Source organism: Saccharococcus sp. Marseille-Q5394 (assembly GCF_946901335.1).
GTDB classification, from domain to species: domain Bacteria; phylum Bacillota; class Bacilli; order Bacillales_A; family Planococcaceae; genus Sporosarcina; species Sporosarcina luteola_C.
On sequence record NZ_CAMPPQ010000001.1, the window covers coordinates 55,604 to 72,228 of the forward strand.

Consider the following 16,625-nt stretch of genomic DNA (forward strand, 5'->3'; position numbering starts at 1 on the left):
TTCCCCCTTCATAAATAAGATTCTGTCGCTACTAGGAGCAATTCGCTCGGGCCATCGTTGGCATTCGAGATTCGATGATATTCAGTCGCCTCATAATAGACCGAATCCCCCTTTAAAGCTGTGAAAGTCCTACTTCCGAGCTCGATTTCCACTTTACCCGAAAGGACATGGATGAATGTTTCGGCAAGTGAGGGCTCAAATCGTTTGAATTTTCCATTCCTTGAGAACGTAATATAGATCGGTTCCATTTCATTTTCATTTGAACGTGGAACGAGCCAGCGGATGCTATACTTTAATTCATCATTGACGTAAGTGGTTTGATCGGCTGGCGAGAAGACGACTTTCATGTTTTTCTTCGGTTCATCAAAAAATTCCTTCGGTGTTGTGCCTAGCACTTCTAAAAGGGAAAATAGCGTTTCGATGGAAGGGGAAGTGAGTTCACGCTCTAATTGAGAGATGTATCCTTTCGTTAGGTCGGTTCTCTCTCCGAGTTCCTCCTGGGTCAGCCCTTTTTTTAAACGAAGACTTTTGATTTTACTCCCGATATGCATGGTCGTCAATTCCTTCCTAGAATCATGGAGTTTAGTATTACTGTACTTTCTGTTTACTAGAAACCTACTTCATTATACAAAATACTAGTTGGAAATCAAGATGTTTAGTAAAAATGCCGGAATCCATTTTTAGGATTCCGGCATGGAGCTGTATCTATTGGTCAAGCATGTCAAGCTTATTCCGGCGTCGCCTTCGCAAATACATTCTGCCGAAAGTGGATATGATTAAATAGGCCGACAATCCGATACCCGTGACGGCCGTGATCAAAGATATCCATTCGAAGACTGTGTAGGAGGGATACTCTTTCCAGCCAGACGGTGCCTCCCAGTCAGGAATGACAAGGTTCATGCCATAAATTCCAGATATGACTGTAAATATCGTCAACACGAATAGAAGCATATTTAATCGGCCGGCTTGGCTATTTTCCTGGCTCTTATATAATTCTTGCAAAGTTTTGTTCACTTCATTAAAAAGCGGATCAATGAGAAAGGTTGACCTGAACAGCTCCGCCAATTCCTTGCCTTCTGAACGGGTGCTGATTTCTTTGAAATAATATGACGATGAAAAAACGCTGATCAGTTGGATGAGTGACCTGACGTAATACTCGTCCTTCTTCCAATCGATTTCACTGTACTCAAATGAGACACGCAATAACATGATTTTATAGAAATAATGAAGTAGCAAATTATAATAATGTGTCCCCATATATTGAGATAGTTCATTTGTCAATTCGTCTGCTGGGCGATTGGATACGACGGAGTAGCCATGCTCAGTCGCAATCATATACAAATGCGGCGCCCAACGGTCATGCAACGAAAGCGACAAGGAGCGTCTGATATAGTCGGGATTCGTTGATGAAATGAAAGGGGCTCCTTCTGGGGTCCTGCCATTCAAGTTGCCTATTCGGTACAGTTGCTCCTCTGAGATGGATACTCCTGTTTCCGCGATGAGGAAAGATGAAACAAACATCCTTTCATCCTCAAAATAAGGAAGTGATCCAAAATGGCCTTTCAATTTCTTTTCGTGCAATACGGCTTTTTCCATGAAAGGACATAAATATCCGAATATGTAATCGCGGATGGAAAAAGATTGGCCTGTTTCAGGGATAATGATCATTGCACCCTTGCTTTCCTTTAAGTTCTGTTCAACTGCTCGGAAATGTTGGATGAAATCAAGAACATCACTTAAGTCCGCGGGTATATCCTGCATGTTAATACGCAACGAAAGGAACGCGATTCCAAAAGGCCCGAGAATGATATCGATGCTCCTTATGTGAAAATCATGGCGTTCATCTCTTATCTGCATGACATGGTCTTTTTGGATAATTGCAGTGTACCGATGGAACCCTTTTTTTTCATGCGATCCTGGGAAGAGTTTATGTTCAATATACGGATAGAAGTATTGTTCGAGCTCTTTGCCTGTAACATCAATTCCATAACCGTACATGGCGGTTTTATTGATGGCTTCCTCATTTATATGAAAATAATTATATCCATTCGATTTCAAGCTATCGATTGTTTCCTGTCTTTTCATCTGATCAAATCCAAATGGTAGAAGGAATGTCATATGGGAGCGAATCATATTCAGTTTTTCCGCATTCTGTTGTATTGGCATCACATTGCCTACCTTTGTTCATTTTATATTGATAAGTCACCTACTATACCTTTTCCTTAGTCAATGCACGACTAAACATTTCATTCCGATTTCGACTCTTTCGGCATAGAATAAGCATTGAGATTATTTATCTGGAGGAGATACATTATGAAATTGCGTGAGCAGATGCCTGAATTGTATGGTGCAACAACTTGGCTGAATGGGAGAGTTGAAAAAGAGGACCTTATTGGCCAAAAACCGACACTCATCCATTTTTGGTCTATCAGCTGCCGTGTATGCAAGGACGAGATGCCATACCTGAATAATTTCCGAAACCAATATAAAGATCGATTGAATATCATCGCTGTGCATATGCCTCGATCGGAAGAGGATAGGAACTTACAGCAAATCAAAAAAGTTGCAGCGCAGCACGGTATGACTCAATCAATTTTTGTGGATGATAACTTAAAATTGACCGAAGCGTTCAGCAATCAATTTGTCCCTGCATATTATGTTTTTGATAAAGAAGGTCGTCTGCGCCATTTCCAAACAGATAGAAGTGGTATGAACATGCTCAAAAAACGTATCAATCGGTTATTGAATGAAATGTGGAGATGAGGCGGCCGACAGTAGGGTCGTCTTTTCTTTTTCCTGTGAAAATTATGTGATACACTAATTTCATCCATGAATCGGATTGGAGCGGAAACTTATGAAAAAGGAATTTGTCGTCATTGGACTAGGACGATTTGGGGGAAGCATCGTTAATGAGTTAGTGGAATTGGATGCAGACGTTATGGCGATCGATATTTCGCCTGATCGGGTCGATGAATTTGCCCAGATTGCGACAACTGCAGTGGCGGCCGATACGACTGATGAATCTGCACTTCGGTCACTCGGGATCCGGAATTTTGAGCATGTCGTCGTAGCGATCGGAGAAAATATTCAAGCGAGCATTTTGACGACGCTGATCCTGAAAGAGATTGGTGTCAAAAGGATTACCGTAAAAGCGCAGAATGATTACCACGCAAAAGTTCTTCGGAAAATCGGCGCGGATCAAGTCGTACACCCGGAACGGGACATGGGGAAGCGGATTGCGAACAATCTGGTTTCCAATAATATTTTGGATTACTTGGAGCTGTCCGATGAATATTCGATTGCGGAAATTCGCGCGAATGAGAAACTAGCTGGTTTTACGCTGATCGACCTCGATATCCGTGCAAAATACGGCGTTAACATTGTTGCGATTAAGCGCGATGCGCAAATATTAGTATCGCCGCAAGCGATTGAAGAAATCCAATTGAATGACATTTTGATTGTTATCGGATCTGATTTGGATATTCATAGATTTGAGAAGAAGGCCCTTCATTGATGAAGGGTCTTTTTTGCGAAATTAAACTGGATTTACGCTCCAGGTGGACGCTTTCCGGGGGGCGGGCGGTGAGCCTCCTCGGCGCAAACGCCTGCGGGGTCTCACCTGTCCCGCTAATCCCCCAGGAGTCGCCACCATCCGCTTCAATCCTAATAAAGTATAAACACAAATAATAAATGCCCTTATGTCGTGTTGAGACATAAGGGCATTTAATTACATTATCACACTTCCATGACAACCGGGAGAACCATCGGTCTGCGTTTTGTCTGATCATATAAGTAAGGTGATAGTATATCAATGATATCGCTTTTCAATGAACCTGACTCTGCAGAAGAGTTTGCGAGTTTCTTGTTCAATTCCTTTGAAAGGAGATGTTGCGCTTCGCTGATCATCATTCCGGATTCTCTCATATACACAAATCCGCGTGAAATGATATCAGGTCCCGAAACGACTTTGTTTCGCTTTTTGTCGACAGTCGCTACAACGATAACCAAGCCGTCTTCCGACAGGATTTTACGGTCTCGCAATACGACGCTTCCGATATCACCGATGCCGCTGCCGTCGATGTACACGTCTCCTGAAGGGACTTTCCCGGCAATTCGTGCTGTATCTTCCGTCAATGCGAGCACATCACCGTTGCTCATGATGAAGACGTTGTCCGGTTCGACGTCGCAACCGACGGCAAGTTCTTTATGCATCTTCAACATGCGGTATTCGCCGTGGATCGGCATGAAATATTTTGGTTTGATCAAGCGGAGCATCAGTTTCTGCTCTTCTTGTGAGCCGTGGCCAGATGTATGGATGTTATTCAGTGCGCCGTGAATGACTTCTGCGCCCGCACGGAACAAAGCATTAATCGTTTTATTGACACTCAACGTATTACCAGGAATCGGCGAGGACGAAAAGATGACCGTATCGCCTGGTTGGATCTGCACTTGACGGTGTGTTCCGTTTGCAATACGGGATAGTGCAGCCATCGGTTCTCCTTGGCTCCCTGTACAAAGGATCATCACTTCGCTGGCAGGAAGTCGATTAAGCGACTGGGTGTCAACGAATAATTCTTTTGGTGCATTGATATACCCGAGTTCCCTACCGATTGTGATTGCATTGTCCATGCTTCGACCGAATACGGCGATTTTCCTGCCATAACGTTCAGCTGCTTCAATTACTTGCTGCAGTCGGTGAATATTGGAGGCGAAAGTTGCAAAGATGATTCTTCCGTCAACTTTCCGGAAGATTTCATTCAAACTATCGCCGACTTTCCTTTCTGACATCGTGAAGTTTGGCACTTCGGCATTCGTACTGTCGGATAGAAGACAGAGAACACCATCGCTTCCGAACTTCGCCATTTTTGCCAGGTTTGCAGGTTCCCCGACAGGTGTGAAGTCGAATTTAAAATCACCTGTATGGACGATGTTGCCTGAAGGTGTTTTGACGACGACTCCGAATGCGTCCGGAATACTATGGGTTGTCCGGAAGAAGGAGACGGATGTTTTCCTGAATTTGAATACGTCATCTTCCTTGAACTCAATCATCTTCGTCGTTCTGAGAAGGCCGTGTTCCTCAAGCTTGTTACGGAGTAGTCCTAGAGCCAATTTACTGCCGTAGACGGGAATGTTGATTTTGCGCAGCAAATAGGGAATCCCACCGATATGGTCTTCGTGACCGTGCGTAATGAAAAGACCTTTAATTTTTTCGATATTCCGTTCCAAATAAGTATAGTCCGGAATTACGTAGTCGATTCCAAGTAAATCGTCCTCAGGAAATTTGATGCCTGCATCGATGAGGATGAGTTCGTCCTGAAATTGCACACAATATGTGTTTTTGCCGATTTCTCCAAGTCCGCCAAGGGCGAAAACGGCAGTTTCATTATTCTTTATTAGTTTCATAATTCTCAGACCTGCTCTAGCTCAAAATGAGGGGATGATTGCTCATATTTGAGATGTTGGCCTTCCAGTAGCTGAATCAGTTCAATATTGTAATCCCGGTTCTTTAACTTTTCGCGGACGGATCTTTCAGAATCGGCTTCAATATACAGTTGTTTTGTGTTTTCACGAATTGGTACTTGTGTTGCTTTTTCTTGATAATAGACTTTGTAAATCATGATAAACTCTCCTTTTTACGTTCGTTTGAATCTTTCTCTTCATCTTAGCATGTCAGTTGTTTAAAATAAACTATGATGACCTTCTTCGACCTTCTTCATCTAATATGTAACAGCAAATCATATGTAAAGAAAAGCCCGCCAATTGGGTTGGCGGGCGTATGTCTATGCGATCGTCTTTTTGCCGAGTATGCCATTGAGCCGTTTTAACCATTTACGTTTGAGGCGCTTGTACATGGGCATATCACTCCTTAAGGTCATTATACAGGAGTTCGAAATTTCTGTCAAGTTTTGAATTATTCCCTTTCAAAAGGAGTGGCGTCCGGGATTACTTTGAATGGGGCCGAAGGATCGATATGATCGTAGAACATGACGCCATTCAAATGATCCAGCTCGTGTTGGAAAGCAATGGAGGGAAGTCCTTTAAGCCTCATTTTGAATTCCTTGCCTTCCGGATCGAATGCTTTCACAGTTATCCTCGCATACCTAGGAACGAAACCGGCTACATCACGGTCCACAGAAAGACAGCCTTCACCAGATGTCAAATAAGTTCTTTCTACTGAATGGCTGACGATTTTAGGATTGACAGCGACTATACTGAGCGGTTTCTTTCCATCCTCTTCAATATGCAAAGCGAAGATTCTTTTTGAGGCATTCACTTGCGGAGCTGCAAGGCCAATGCCTGGACGCAGGCCATATCGTTCACAAATTTCATCATCTTGACTATTTATGACATATTCGAGTAAATCATTACAAAGCTTTTTTTCATCCGCCGCCAAAGGAAATGTCACTTCCTCGGCTACTTTACGGAGTGCCGGATGGCCTTCGCGAATAATATCTTCCATTAAAATCATTACGTATTCTTCCTTTCAATAAACCATGCTGTACACCTATTATAAGCCAACGGGGAAAATAGGGTAAAGGTTTTTGTGCAAGCTTGAAAAGCTTTATGGATACAGTTATAGTGAAACTCAGATTGGAGGAAATTCAATGAATAAAAAACTTGTAAGCTTAGTTGCTATGGGCATATTAGCATTATCCGGCTGCAGTATCGGGCAGTCGACGGAAAAGCAACTTTCTGAAGCTTTGACGAAAATGAATGAGTCCGAAACTGAATATCGTGACACGCAGAGTAAATTAACCGAACTAGAAAAAACTGAACAGAAGACTTTTACCGAAACGATGGAGTTGACGAAAGAAGACGTAGACAAACTGCGTTCCAAAATCGATGAATTGGAAAAACTGTTAGATGAGAGACTTACCCATTTAGATAAAGAGGAAATTGCTATAAAAAAAGCAGAAGAATTTGTCGGTGAACTTGACACAATTGCAGAGAATGCATCCGATTCCGAGAGGGGTCAAATTTTGGAATTGAAAGAAGCAGCGTTGAAGCGATATGCTCTTCATTCCACTTTTATCGAAGAGTATAGAAAGCTTGCTTCCATTCAAAGAGAATTTTACGGAATGCTATCTTCTGAAGATGTTAAACTGGAAGACTTGAAACAGAAGGTGGAAGAAGTGAACGGACAAAATGGTATCGTTCAAACCGCAATAGCTGAGTTCAATGAAGCGACGAAAGAAGTTAATTCACTAAAAGAAGATGTGTTTTCAAGTTTAGAACAAGAAGAATAAAGGAAATGGGTAAAGTGGAGGCATTGCGACTCCACTTTTTCTTTTCGTTAATCTATTATAATACAGATGATATATTGTAGTAGTACAGTATTGGTAATTGCTATAATTCGGAATACGCAATCTTTCCGTAACGCTAAGAACAACAGTGATTGACCTACTAGTCCTCTTTAAGTATACTGATTAGTGAAGACGGTTGTATCATTATTAGAAACACTTAAAAATAATACAGATATAAAGGAGAGGTGCCGCATGGCTGCAAAACAAGCAAAGCAGTTCGACCCGGTGAAAACGCTTCATTCGATTGAAGAACAGTTTGAAATGTTCCAGATCTTGAACGAAGAAGGCGAGATTGTGAATAAAGACGCGGATCCGAATTTGTCTGATGACCAATTGACAGAATTGATGACGCGAATGGTTTATACAAGAATTTTGGATCAGCGTTCTATTTCATTGAACCGCCAAGGAAGGCTTGGATTCTATGCACCGACAGCAGGTCAGGAAGCATCACAACTCGCATCCCACTTTGCGCTTGAAAAGGAAGATTTCATCTTGCCGGGTTATCGCGATGTCCCGCAACTCATATTCCACGGTTTACCATTACATATGGCGTTCTTATGGTCCCGAGGACATTATTTAGGAAGCGCGTTTCCTGAAGGGTTAAATGTGTTATTTCCGCAAATCATCATCGGCGCACAATATATTCAAGCTGCAGGTGTCGCTCTCGGCTTCCAAAAACGTGGAATTAAAGCAGTGGCAATGACGTATACGGGTGACGGCGGTACTTCACAAGGTGATTTCTATGAAGGGATCAACTTTGCAGGAGCATATCGTTCGCCTGCGATTTTCGTTATTCAAAACAACCAATATGCGATTTCCACTCCCCGTGAACTGCAGACAGCTGCGAAAACGCTTGCTCAAAAAGGTATTGCGGCTGGGATTCCGAGCATTCTTGTTGATGGAATGGATGCGCTTGCTGTATACGCTGCAACGCGCGACGCAAGGGAACGTGCCGTTAATGGAGAAGGCCCTACACTGATTGAAACAATGTGCTACCGCTACGGTCCACATACAATGGCAGGAGATGATCCTACCCGTTACCGTACATCTGACACTGATACCGAATGGGAAAAACGTGATCCTCTCATCCGATTCCGTAAATACCTTGAAGGTAAAGGCATTTGGAATGAAGAGAAGGAAAACGAAGTAATCGAGCGTGCGAAAGAGGATATTAAAGAAGCCATTAAAAAGGCGGATGCTGCACCAAAACAAAAAGTGACCGATTTTATGAAAATAATGTACAAAGGCGATATGCCATCCAATTTGCAAGAGCAATTTGAACTGTATACAGAGAAGGAGTCGAAGTAACCGATGGCACAAATGACGATGATTCAAGCGATTACCGATGCAATGCGTTCGGAGCTTAAAAATGATGAAAACGTCCTCGTCTTCGGTGAAGACGTTGGGGTGAACGGCGGTGTTTTCCGCGCAACTGAAGGTTTGCAAAAAGAATTTGGTGAGGAGCGTGTATTTGACACGCCGCTTGCTGAATCAGGGATTGGCGGACTCGCGGTTGGGTTGACACTAACTGGCTTCCGTCCGGTCATGGAAATCCAGTTTTTCGGATTCCTCTTTGAAGTGATTGACTCTGTCAGCGGCCAATTGGCTCGTCAATCTTTCCGTACTGGCGGAAGATACAACGCGCCTGTAACGATCCGTTCCCCATTTGGCGGCGGCGTTGCCACTCCTGAAATGCATGCTGATAGCCTTGAAGGGATCGTTGCATCCCAACCAGGTCTGACAGTAGTCATCCCATCAACGCCCTATGATGCAAAAGGTCTTTTGATCTCTGCAATCCGCGATGAGAACCCGGTCGTGTTCCTAGAGCATATGAAGCTTTACCGTTCATTCAGGCAGGAAGTTCCTGAAGAAGAATACACGATTCCGTTAGGTAAAGCAGATGTGAAGCGCGAAGGCACGGACCTTTCAATTATTACGTACGGCGCAATGGTCCATGAAAGCCTGAAAGCTGCGGAAGCGCTTGAAAAAGAAGGCTATTCCGTAGAAGTGGTCGACTTGCGTACGATTCAGCCATTGGACATCGAAACGATCATCGCTTCTGTTGAAAAGACAAACCGCGCGATCGTTGTCCAAGAGGCACAAAAACAAGCAGGAATCGCAGCGAATGTTGTTTCTGAAATTACGGAACGTGCAATCTTGAGCCTGGAAGCACCAGTTTTGCGTGTAACAGCACCTGATACGGTTTATCCTTTTGCTCAAGGTGAGAACGCTTGGTTGCCGGACGCGAAAGATATTATTGAAACAGCTAAGAAAGTATTGACATTCTGATTCGGAGCTTGGCTCTGATACTAAGAAAGGGTGAATCTTGTGGCATATGAATTCCGTTTACCTGATATCGGGGAAGGAATACACGAGGGTGAAGTCGTAAAATGGTTTGTCGCGAAAGGCGATAAAATCAATGAAGATGACACGCTTCTTGAAATCCAGAACGATAAAGCAGTTGTAGAAATACCATCCCCTGTAACGGGTACAGTAGAAGATATTCTTGTCGGAGAAGGTAAAGTCGCTGTCGTTGGTGACGTCTTAATCCGTTTTGACGCTCCTGGATATGAAAGCCAAAACGCAGTGGAAGAAGGTACAGAAGAGACTGAAGCCCAAGTCCAGGCAACAGCTGAGGCAGGGCAAGAAATCGACAAAGAAGAACAGCAGAAGAATCAGTCTGAACTGAAACAAGCTGCACCTACAGCAAAAGGGCAAACAGGCGATGTGCCCTCACATCGTGTTATTGCCATGCCATCTGTCCGTAAGTTCGCTCGTGAACAGGAAGTTGATATCCATCAAGTGCAAGGGACAGGTAAAAATGGCCGTGTCTTGAAAGAGGACATTGAAGCATTCTTAAACGGCGGTCAACAGAAGGCTTCTCAAGTTGCCGAAGAGGCTCAATCAACCGTAGTCGAGCAAACGAAAGAAAAAGAAGCGAAACCTGTAGCTCCTATCGCATTGGAAGGCGACTTCCCTGAAACACGTGAAAAAATGTCTGGAATCCGGAAGGCAATTGCCAAGGCGATGGTCAATTCCAAGCATACGGCACCTCATGTGACGCTGTTGGATGAGATCGATGTGACGGAGCTTGTTGCGCATCGCAAGAAATTCAAGGAAATCGCTGCTGAAAAAGATATTAAGCTCACATACCTTCCGTATGTTGTGAAGGCACTCGTATCTACATTGCGTGAATTCCCTCAATTGAACACATCTCTTGATGATGAAAAAGAGGAAATCGTCCAAAAGCATTACTATAATATCGGTATTGCCGCAGATACGGACCGTGGATTGCTTGTTCCGGTCATCAAGCACGCAGATCGCAAATCAGTTTTTGCGATTTCAGAGGAAATTAGCCAACTCGCTGAAAAAGCGCGGGATGGTAAATTGAGTCCTGCTGAAATGAAGGGCGCATCATGTTCGATCACAAACATCGGCTCGGCAGGTGGACAATGGTTCACGCCGATCATCAACCATCCGGAAGTTGCAATTCTCGGAATCGGGCGCATTTCTGAAAAGCCGATAGTAAAAAATGGTGAAATTGTTGCCGCACCTATGTTAGCATTATCTTTGGTATTCGATCATCGGGTGATTGATGGTGTTACAGGACAGCAGGCTCTGAACCACATTAAGAAATTGCTCGGTAATCCAGAACTTTTATTAATGGAGGCGTAAGCATATGGTAGTAGGAGACTTTCCAATCGAAGTGGATACACTTGTTGTAGGATCCGGCCCCGGAGGATATGTTGCGGCAATCCGCGCAGCTCAGTTAGGACAGAAAGTTACAATCGTCGAGAAAGGAAATCTCGGCGGAGTTTGTCTCAACGTAGGTTGCATTCCTTCGAAAGCCCTTATTTCAGTAGGGCATCGTTACGCATCCGCAAAAGATTCCGATGATATGGGAATTATAGCGACCGATGTAAAGCTTGACTTCTCAAAAGCGCAAGCATTCAAAGACGGCGTCGTCAAGAAATTGACAGGCGGCGTTGAAGGATTGCTAAAAGGGAACAAAGTGGATATCGTCAAAGGCGAAGCGTACTTCGTTGATGCGAACACGGCAAAAGTGATGGATGAGACATCATCACAGACGTATAAGTTTAAAAATGCAATTATCGCGACTGGTTCACGTCCGGTTGAAATTCCTTCATTCAAGTATTCGAAACGTGTGATCAATTCCACGGGTGCACTCAATCTGGAAGAAGTTCCTGGGCATCTTGTTGTCATTGGTGGCGGTTATATCGGTACGGAACTTGGTTCAGCCTATGCAAACCTCGGTTCCAAAGTGACGATTATCGAAGGGGCCGATGACATCCTTGCCGGCTTCGAAAAACAAATGACGCAAATCGTTAAAAAAGGCCTAAAGAAAAAAGGCGTAGAAATCGTTGTGAAGGCATCTGCTAAAGGTGTTGAAGAATCTGACATAGGCGTTGTTGTTACGTACGAAGCAAAAGGTGAAGAGAAAAAAGTCGAAGCGGACTATGTTCTTGTAACTGTCGGTCGCCGTCCAAACACTGATGAAATCGGTCTTGAAGAAATGGGCGTCAAATTCCTTGAACGCGGACTGATTGATGTTGATAAACAATGCCGTACTAGCATTCCAAACATCTATGCAATCGGTGATATCGTCTCCGGACCACAACTTGCGCATAAAGCTTCTTATGAAGCGAAAGTTGCCGCGGAAGCGATTTCTGGCGAGAAATCCGAAATCGACTATATGGCAATCCCTGCTGTCTGCTTCACAGACCCTGAGCTTGCTACAGTCGGTTTGAATGAACAACAAGCAAAAGAAGAAGGTTATGAAGTTGTTGCGGGCAAATTCCCGTTTGCTGCAAATGGCCGGGCGCTTGCGCTTAACGCAACTGATGGATTCGTTAAACTTGTATCACGCAAAGAAGACGGTCTTCTACTAGGCGCGCAAATCGTCGGTGAAAATGCATCCGACATGATCGCGGAGCTTGGTCTTGCAATCGAGGCTGGAATGACGTTGGAAGACATTGCAATGACTATCCACGCACACCCGACACTCGGTGAGATTTCCATGGAAGCTGCGGAAGTAGCACTTGGAAAACCGATTCATATGATCACTAAATAAGTATAGATAGAATGATAGCGTCTGAAGGTATGATAAGCCTTTCAGACGCTTTTCCCATTCTTGCCACATCACTTCGTTTGAAGGCGTCTTCCAAATCGTGATAGGATGAAAACAATCACTTGGATAATTAGGGTAAGGAGAGGATACGATGAAGAAAAGCTTGCTATACATATCGCTTCTCTCCATGTTGCTATTGGCAGCGTGCAACGAAGAAGCAACAAAGGAAAACAAGGAAAAGGATGAACAATCAGCTCAAGTGGAGGAGAATGCAGAACAGTTCAAATCAGATGAAGAACAACAGAAAATAGATGTGGATGCCGAATCACAAGAGCAAGCTGAAACGATTGAGCAAATTCCACAATACGAACTGAATCCGAAAACATTCTCCATCCAGCCTATCGGAGATGCGAATCCGAAAGTTGTACTCCTGACAATCGATGATGCACCTGACAAAAGGGCGCTGGACATGGCGAAAACATTAAAAAAACTAGACGCTCCCGCCATCTTCTTTGTCAATGGCCATTTTATTGCATCGGATGAAAAGAAAGCGATCCTAAAAGAAATTCATGATATGGGATTCACGATTGGGAATCATACGCAGACACATGCGAATTTGAAAACGTTGTCTGAGGAAGAACAACGGGAAGAGATCATTTCTGTCAATGACCTAGTAGAAGAAATTACCGGTGAACGCCCGCGGTTTTTCCGAGCTCCGTTCGGCGCGAATACTGACTTCAGCAAGGCTCTTGCTTTAAGTGAAGGGATGCAAGTAATGAACTGGTCATATGGCTACGATTTCGAGAAAGAGTATATGACGAAGGAAAAAATTGCGGATATTATGGTGAATACGGAACTTCTCCGTAACGGCTCCAACTTGTTGATGCATGATAGGGATTGGACTGCTGATGCATTGGAAGAAATCATAAACGGTTTAAGGGACAAAGGATATGAATTTGTAGATCCGAAACTCATTAAGGGATTGGATGATGAACAATGGGGATAAGTAAGGGGAGAGCATTGTGGAATGGAATACGAGAGTCACAGATTTGCTGGGGATTAAATATCCGATCATTCAAGGGGGATTGGCCTATCTTGCCTATGCGGAGTTGGCTGCAGCGGTTTCTGAAGCGGGAGGACTTGGTCAAATAACAGCAATGAGCTTGGATTCACCGGAAGCGCTGCGTGCAGAAATCAGGAAGCTCAGGGAGATGACGGCTAAACCATTCGGAGTCAATTTTGCAATTGGTCAGCATGGACGTCCATATGAGCACATGCTGGACGTCGCTTTGGATGAGAAGGTAAAGGTTCTTTCGGTAACAGGCGGAAATCCTTCGCCTTTCTTTGACTATGTCGGCGGTGCTGATGTGAAGAAGCTTGTATTGGTCGCTGCCAAAAGACAAGCGGTTAAGGCTGAATCGCTAGGTGCGGACGCTGTAATGGTTGTCGGACATGAAGGAGGAGGCCATTTAGGCCGTGAAGATATTGGGACCATGGTGTTAGTTCCCCAAGTGGTACATGCAGTGAAGATCCCAGTCATCGCTTCTGGCGGTATCGGAGACGGAAGGGGCTGGATGGCCGCGCATGCATTAGGCGCGGAAGGGATTGAAATGGGTACACGTTTCATAGCGACAAAAGAATGTGTCCATGCTTCAATCGAGTATAAACAAGCCCTACTTCAAACAGAGGAAACGGGTACCGTCGTCATTAAACGTTCACTTGGAGCTCCTGCAAGAGCGCTCGCAGGAAGTTGGACGGAAAATATTTTACGTATGGAAGCTGAAAATGCTGATTATGATAAACTGAAGGATTATATTAGCGGTGGCGCCAATCGTCGATTCATTCACAACGGAGATGAACAAAGCGGTTTCGGATGGGCGGGGCAGGTTGCTGGCATGATTGCTGATATTCCCGCTGTAGGAGAATTGATCGACCGCATGGTAGAGCAGGCTCAAGGTATTAGAAGTAAATGGGCATAAGGAAAGGTGAAGAATAAAATGGATTATAATTATCCTCTCAGTCACCATTGGACGACTGAAGAAATCATTGACGTAGTCGCGTTTTTTCAAGCAGTGGAGAAAGCGCACGAAACGCAAATAGCGAGGGGAGAATTCATGGATGCCTATAAGGCGTTCAAGAAAGTCGTCCCTTCCATGGCGGAAGAAAAGACGATCTTTAAGGAGTTCGAAGAAGCGAGCGGCTTTAACAGTTACCGTATTGTCAAAAAGGCAAAAGAAGGCCGTGACGGTGATTCCTTAACCGGTAAATGAAAGGGGGCGGATGCATAACTATGCATCCACCCTTTTTTACGCACCAATGACAATATCGTATATCGGAAAAAGCTGATCAATTGTTTCTTCCGCAAAATCGAAGAACTCCTTTTGTGAAAGCTCTGTCGCAGCGTTGCGGGATAGATGCCTGCCTATGATGAATTCTGCTTTTTTTACAGTTTGCAGCCTTTCCAATAAGCTTTCAATGCCTTCCATCCCGATTTCCTCCACTATAAAGGCTTCCGGCTTCATATGGTCGCCTGAAATTACAAAGTCATTTGCCAAAGAAGTAATCATGGTAGCATTCTTGCTAAGCCTTTCCGCGATTCCCTTCTTATCGGGGTTTTCGTAAATGACAGCTAAAATGATGAAAAGATGGGTTCCCCATAACCCAATCTGAAAATGGGGCAGTGCCTTATATCCACGTTTCGCAGGTGCAAATGCGACCCAGCTGTCATTCGGCGGATTGACGGTCCTCCTAGCATGCTTTGCAACATGCGGGTAAAACTCCCCTGTCCCGCGGGAAGACAAGTATGTAGAAATTTGAGCGCCAATCACTTCAAACTTTGGCTGGATCTTAGTTTGAAGTGCATGCATTCTATGTTCCAATCCCTCGATGGAAAAGACATTAAAATCTTCCGTTGTCCAAAAACCTTGCGTCAATTTAATCCCTCCATTTCAATAACCACGTTTATCGTAACAGAAAATGGGGAACAATCTTATACAAGAAGGCTTATAACTAACCAAAGCAACTCGGACAGCATAAGTTAGAAGTAAGTAAATGCATCGTTGAAGAAAATCACATTAAAAGGGGTGTTAGTAATGAAGCAAGTCGTTCACATTATCCGTAAAGCCGAAATCGAAAAGGAGTATGTTAAGCTTCTGCATCTTGAATTGGACTATGAGCTAGCAACATTATATGATGCTGTGCAAGAGAATGACTCCAAGCAAGTCGAGAAAAGTAAAACCAGACTCACTGAAATACATGGTGAGTTGGAGACTTTCAATGCTTTTGCATAACAGAAAGTCAGTGAACCGAATTAGGCACCTGCACTGAGACTCTTCAACCTGGGGAGACAGTGTTAAGGTGCCTTTTTGTTTGAGAATAGGCAGTATGCTATAATAAATTAACATGCATGTAGATGACGAGGTGTTGACATGAATTGGGGAGCTATTGACCGGTATGCAAAATCGTTAATAAAAGAAGCCGGGCATAAAATCAGGATTTCGTTTTTTAGTACGATTGATGTTGATTCGAAAGCAGAAGCGAATGACCTTGTGACGAATATCGACCGTGAAATAGAACAATTCTTCATACATCGGATTAACAAAGATTTCCCTAATCACAGGATTTTAGGAGAAGAGGGCTTTGGTGACGAAATTGAATCGTTGGAAGGGATCATCTGGATGCTTGATCCAATTGACGGCACAACGAATTTCATCCACCAGAAAAGGAATTTTGCGATTTCCCTTGGTATTTATGCCGATGGAATCGGCATGCTCGGCTATGTGTATGATGTGATGAATGATGATTTTTATCACGCAGTTAAAGATGAAGGTGCGTACTTCAATGATGAAAGGCTTCCAGTGCTAGAGAACACGCCGCTTGCGGAAGCGGTCATCGGTGTGAATGCAAGCTGGGTTGCGCCCAACCGGAGAGTTGAAAATGGACCGATTGCGGAAATGGTGCAGAAGTGTAGGGGGACGAGGTCGTATGGCTCGGCAGCTATTGAGCTTGCATATGTTTCATCAGGCAGGATCGATGCGTATCTGTCTTTGCGGTTATCTCCATGGGATATTGCAGGAGGCATGATCATTGCTCAGGAAGTGGGGGCGGTCACTACGAATTTGAAAGGTGAACAACCGCATTTGCTCGGACAAGACACGTTCATCGTTGCTAGGCCGGGCTTGCACGACGAAATACTAAGGAATTATATTAAACTCAAATAAAAAAAGGGGCTG

Annotated in this window: 18 protein-coding genes; 12 read left to right on the forward strand and 6 right to left on the reverse strand. The window is 44.0% G+C overall.

The window, feature by feature from the left end; translation table 11 throughout:
- Window positions 1-8 precede the first annotated feature (8 nt).
- Window positions 9-551, reverse strand: coding sequence for a helix-turn-helix domain-containing protein (locus OC538_RS00240; protein ID WP_262172806.1), 543 nt, complete (start codon window positions 549-551; stop codon window positions 9-11).
- 154 nt (window positions 552-705) lie between these two features.
- Window positions 706-2,166 (reverse strand): hypothetical protein, encoded by a 1,461-nt coding sequence (locus OC538_RS00245; RefSeq protein ID WP_262172808.1) that lies wholly within the window; start codon window positions 2,164-2,166, stop codon window positions 706-708.
- A 147-nt stretch (window positions 2,167-2,313) separates the two neighbouring features.
- Here OC538_RS00245 and OC538_RS00250 point away from each other — a divergent pair, with 147 nt between their 5' ends.
- Together OC538_RS00250 and OC538_RS00255 are read left to right on the forward strand one after the other, a co-directional pair.
- Window positions 2,314-2,763, forward strand: a complete 450-nt coding sequence (locus OC538_RS00250) for a TlpA family protein disulfide reductase (RefSeq protein WP_262172809.1) — start codon at window positions 2,314-2,316, stop codon at window positions 2,761-2,763.
- A 91-nt stretch (window positions 2,764-2,854) separates the two neighbouring features.
- Entirely contained in the window at window positions 2,855-3,514 is a 660-nt protein-coding gene (locus tag OC538_RS00255) for a potassium channel family protein (protein WP_251694941.1), read from the forward strand.
- A gap of 221 nt (window positions 3,515-3,735) precedes the next feature.
- Here the strand turns inward: OC538_RS00255 and rnjA are convergent, their stop codons facing one another.
- The 3 genes from rnjA to def form a co-directional block, all read right to left on the reverse strand.
- On the reverse strand, window positions 3,736-5,403 hold the full coding sequence (rnjA, locus tag OC538_RS00260) for a ribonuclease J1 (protein WP_251694940.1): 1,668 nt from the start codon (window positions 5,401-5,403) through the stop codon (window positions 3,736-3,738).
- 5 nt (window positions 5,404-5,408) lie between these two features.
- Window positions 5,409-5,618: a DNA-dependent RNA polymerase subunit epsilon gene (locus OC538_RS00265; RefSeq protein ID WP_251694939.1), complete on the reverse strand. Its 210-nt coding sequence runs from the start codon at window positions 5,616-5,618 to the stop codon at window positions 5,409-5,411.
- Between the two features lie 293 nt (window positions 5,619-5,911).
- Window positions 5,912-6,469, reverse strand: a complete 558-nt coding sequence (def, locus tag OC538_RS00270) for a peptide deformylase (RefSeq protein ID WP_262172811.1) — start codon at window positions 6,467-6,469, stop codon at window positions 5,912-5,914.
- Between the two features lie 136 nt (window positions 6,470-6,605).
- On the opposite strand from def, the gene OC538_RS00275 reads away from it, so the two are divergent.
- The 8 genes from OC538_RS00275 (at window position 6,606) to OC538_RS00310 (ending at window position 14,663) form a co-directional block, all read left to right on the forward strand.
- A complete protein-coding gene (locus OC538_RS00275; RefSeq protein WP_262172812.1) occupies window positions 6,606-7,247 on the forward strand; it encodes a YkyA family protein in 642 nt (213 codons plus the stop codon).
- A 249-nt stretch (window positions 7,248-7,496) separates the two neighbouring features.
- On the forward strand, window positions 7,497-8,612 hold the full coding sequence (gene pdhA / locus OC538_RS00280; protein ID WP_251694936.1) for a pyruvate dehydrogenase (acetyl-transferring) E1 component subunit alpha: 1,116 nt from the start codon (window positions 7,497-7,499) through the stop codon (window positions 8,610-8,612).
- Between the two features lie 3 nt (window positions 8,613-8,615).
- A complete protein-coding gene (locus tag OC538_RS00285) occupies window positions 8,616-9,593 on the forward strand; it encodes an alpha-ketoacid dehydrogenase subunit beta (RefSeq protein ID WP_251694935.1) in 978 nt (325 codons plus the stop codon).
- A gap of 39 nt (window positions 9,594-9,632) precedes the next feature.
- Window positions 9,633-10,979, forward strand: coding sequence for a dihydrolipoamide acetyltransferase family protein (locus OC538_RS00290; RefSeq protein WP_262172816.1), 1,347 nt, complete (start codon window positions 9,633-9,635; stop codon window positions 10,977-10,979).
- 4 nt (window positions 10,980-10,983) lie between these two features.
- Window positions 10,984-12,396, forward strand: a complete 1,413-nt coding sequence (gene lpdA / locus OC538_RS00295; RefSeq protein WP_262172817.1) for a dihydrolipoyl dehydrogenase — start codon at window positions 10,984-10,986, stop codon at window positions 12,394-12,396.
- A gap of 148 nt (window positions 12,397-12,544) precedes the next feature.
- Window positions 12,545-13,399 (forward strand): polysaccharide deacetylase family protein, encoded by an 855-nt coding sequence (locus tag OC538_RS00300; protein WP_262172818.1) that lies wholly within the window; start codon window positions 12,545-12,547, stop codon window positions 13,397-13,399.
- A gap of 16 nt (window positions 13,400-13,415) precedes the next feature.
- Complete coding sequence (locus OC538_RS00305; protein WP_262172819.1) at window positions 13,416-14,372, forward strand: NAD(P)H-dependent flavin oxidoreductase; 957 nt, start codon at window positions 13,416-13,418, stop codon at window positions 14,370-14,372.
- Window positions 14,373-14,390: 18 nt separating this feature from the next.
- Entirely contained in the window at window positions 14,391-14,663 is a 273-nt protein-coding gene (locus OC538_RS00310) for a UPF0223 family protein (RefSeq protein ID WP_251694930.1), read from the forward strand.
- Between the two features lie 36 nt (window positions 14,664-14,699).
- Here OC538_RS00310 and OC538_RS00315 read toward each other — a convergent pair whose 3' ends face one another.
- Window positions 14,700-15,326, reverse strand: a complete 627-nt coding sequence (locus OC538_RS00315; RefSeq protein ID WP_262172823.1) for a YktB family protein — start codon at window positions 15,324-15,326, stop codon at window positions 14,700-14,702.
- Between the two features lie 159 nt (window positions 15,327-15,485).
- Between OC538_RS00315 and OC538_RS00320 the strand changes: the two genes are divergently transcribed.
- Entirely contained in the window at window positions 15,486-15,683 is a 198-nt protein-coding gene (locus OC538_RS00320) for a hypothetical protein (RefSeq protein WP_060205169.1), read from the forward strand.
- A 138-nt stretch (window positions 15,684-15,821) separates the two neighbouring features.
- Window positions 15,822-16,613 (forward strand): inositol monophosphatase family protein, encoded by a 792-nt coding sequence (locus tag OC538_RS00325; RefSeq protein WP_262172825.1) that lies wholly within the window; start codon window positions 15,822-15,824, stop codon window positions 16,611-16,613.
- Window positions 16,614-16,625: the final 12 nt, after the last annotated feature.

What these genes read in the sequence shown, in the direction of transcription:
- OC538_RS00240 (WP_262172806.1), bottom strand. Translation starts at nt 551, where the DNA reads ATGCATATCGGGAGTAAAATCAAAAGTCTTCGTTTAAAAAAAGGGCTG.
- OC538_RS00245 (WP_262172808.1), bottom strand. Translation starts at nt 2,166, where the DNA reads ATGCCAATACAACAGAATGCGGAAAAACTGAATATGATTCGCTCCCAT.
- OC538_RS00250 (WP_262172809.1), top strand. Translation starts at nt 2,314, where the DNA reads ATGAAATTGCGTGAGCAGATGCCTGAATTGTATGGTGCAACAACTTGG.
- OC538_RS00255 (WP_251694941.1), top strand. Translation starts at nt 2,855, where the DNA reads ATGAAAAAGGAATTTGTCGTCATTGGACTAGGACGATTTGGGGGAAGC.
- rnjA (WP_251694940.1), bottom strand. Translation starts at nt 5,403, where the DNA reads ATGAAACTAATAAAGAATAATGAAACTGCCGTTTTCGCCCTTGGCGGA.
- OC538_RS00265 (WP_251694939.1), bottom strand. Translation starts at nt 5,618, where the DNA reads ATGATTTACAAAGTCTATTATCAAGAAAAAGCAACACAAGTACCAATT.
- def (WP_262172811.1), bottom strand. Translation starts at nt 6,469, where the DNA reads ATGATTTTAATGGAAGATATTATTCGCGAAGGCCATCCGGCACTCCGT.
- OC538_RS00275 (WP_262172812.1), top strand. Translation starts at nt 6,606, where the DNA reads ATGAATAAAAAACTTGTAAGCTTAGTTGCTATGGGCATATTAGCATTA.
- pdhA (WP_251694936.1), top strand. Translation starts at nt 7,497, where the DNA reads ATGGCTGCAAAACAAGCAAAGCAGTTCGACCCGGTGAAAACGCTTCAT.
- OC538_RS00285 (WP_251694935.1), top strand. Translation starts at nt 8,616, where the DNA reads ATGGCACAAATGACGATGATTCAAGCGATTACCGATGCAATGCGTTCG.
- lpdA (WP_262172817.1), top strand. Translation starts at nt 10,984, where the DNA reads ATGGTAGTAGGAGACTTTCCAATCGAAGTGGATACACTTGTTGTAGGA.
- OC538_RS00300 (WP_262172818.1), top strand. Translation starts at nt 12,545, where the DNA reads ATGAAGAAAAGCTTGCTATACATATCGCTTCTCTCCATGTTGCTATTG.
- OC538_RS00310 (WP_251694930.1), top strand. Translation starts at nt 14,391, where the DNA reads ATGGATTATAATTATCCTCTCAGTCACCATTGGACGACTGAAGAAATC.
- OC538_RS00320 (WP_060205169.1), top strand. Translation starts at nt 15,486, where the DNA reads ATGAAGCAAGTCGTTCACATTATCCGTAAAGCCGAAATCGAAAAGGAG.
- OC538_RS00325 (WP_262172825.1), top strand. Translation starts at nt 15,822, where the DNA reads ATGAATTGGGGAGCTATTGACCGGTATGCAAAATCGTTAATAAAAGAA.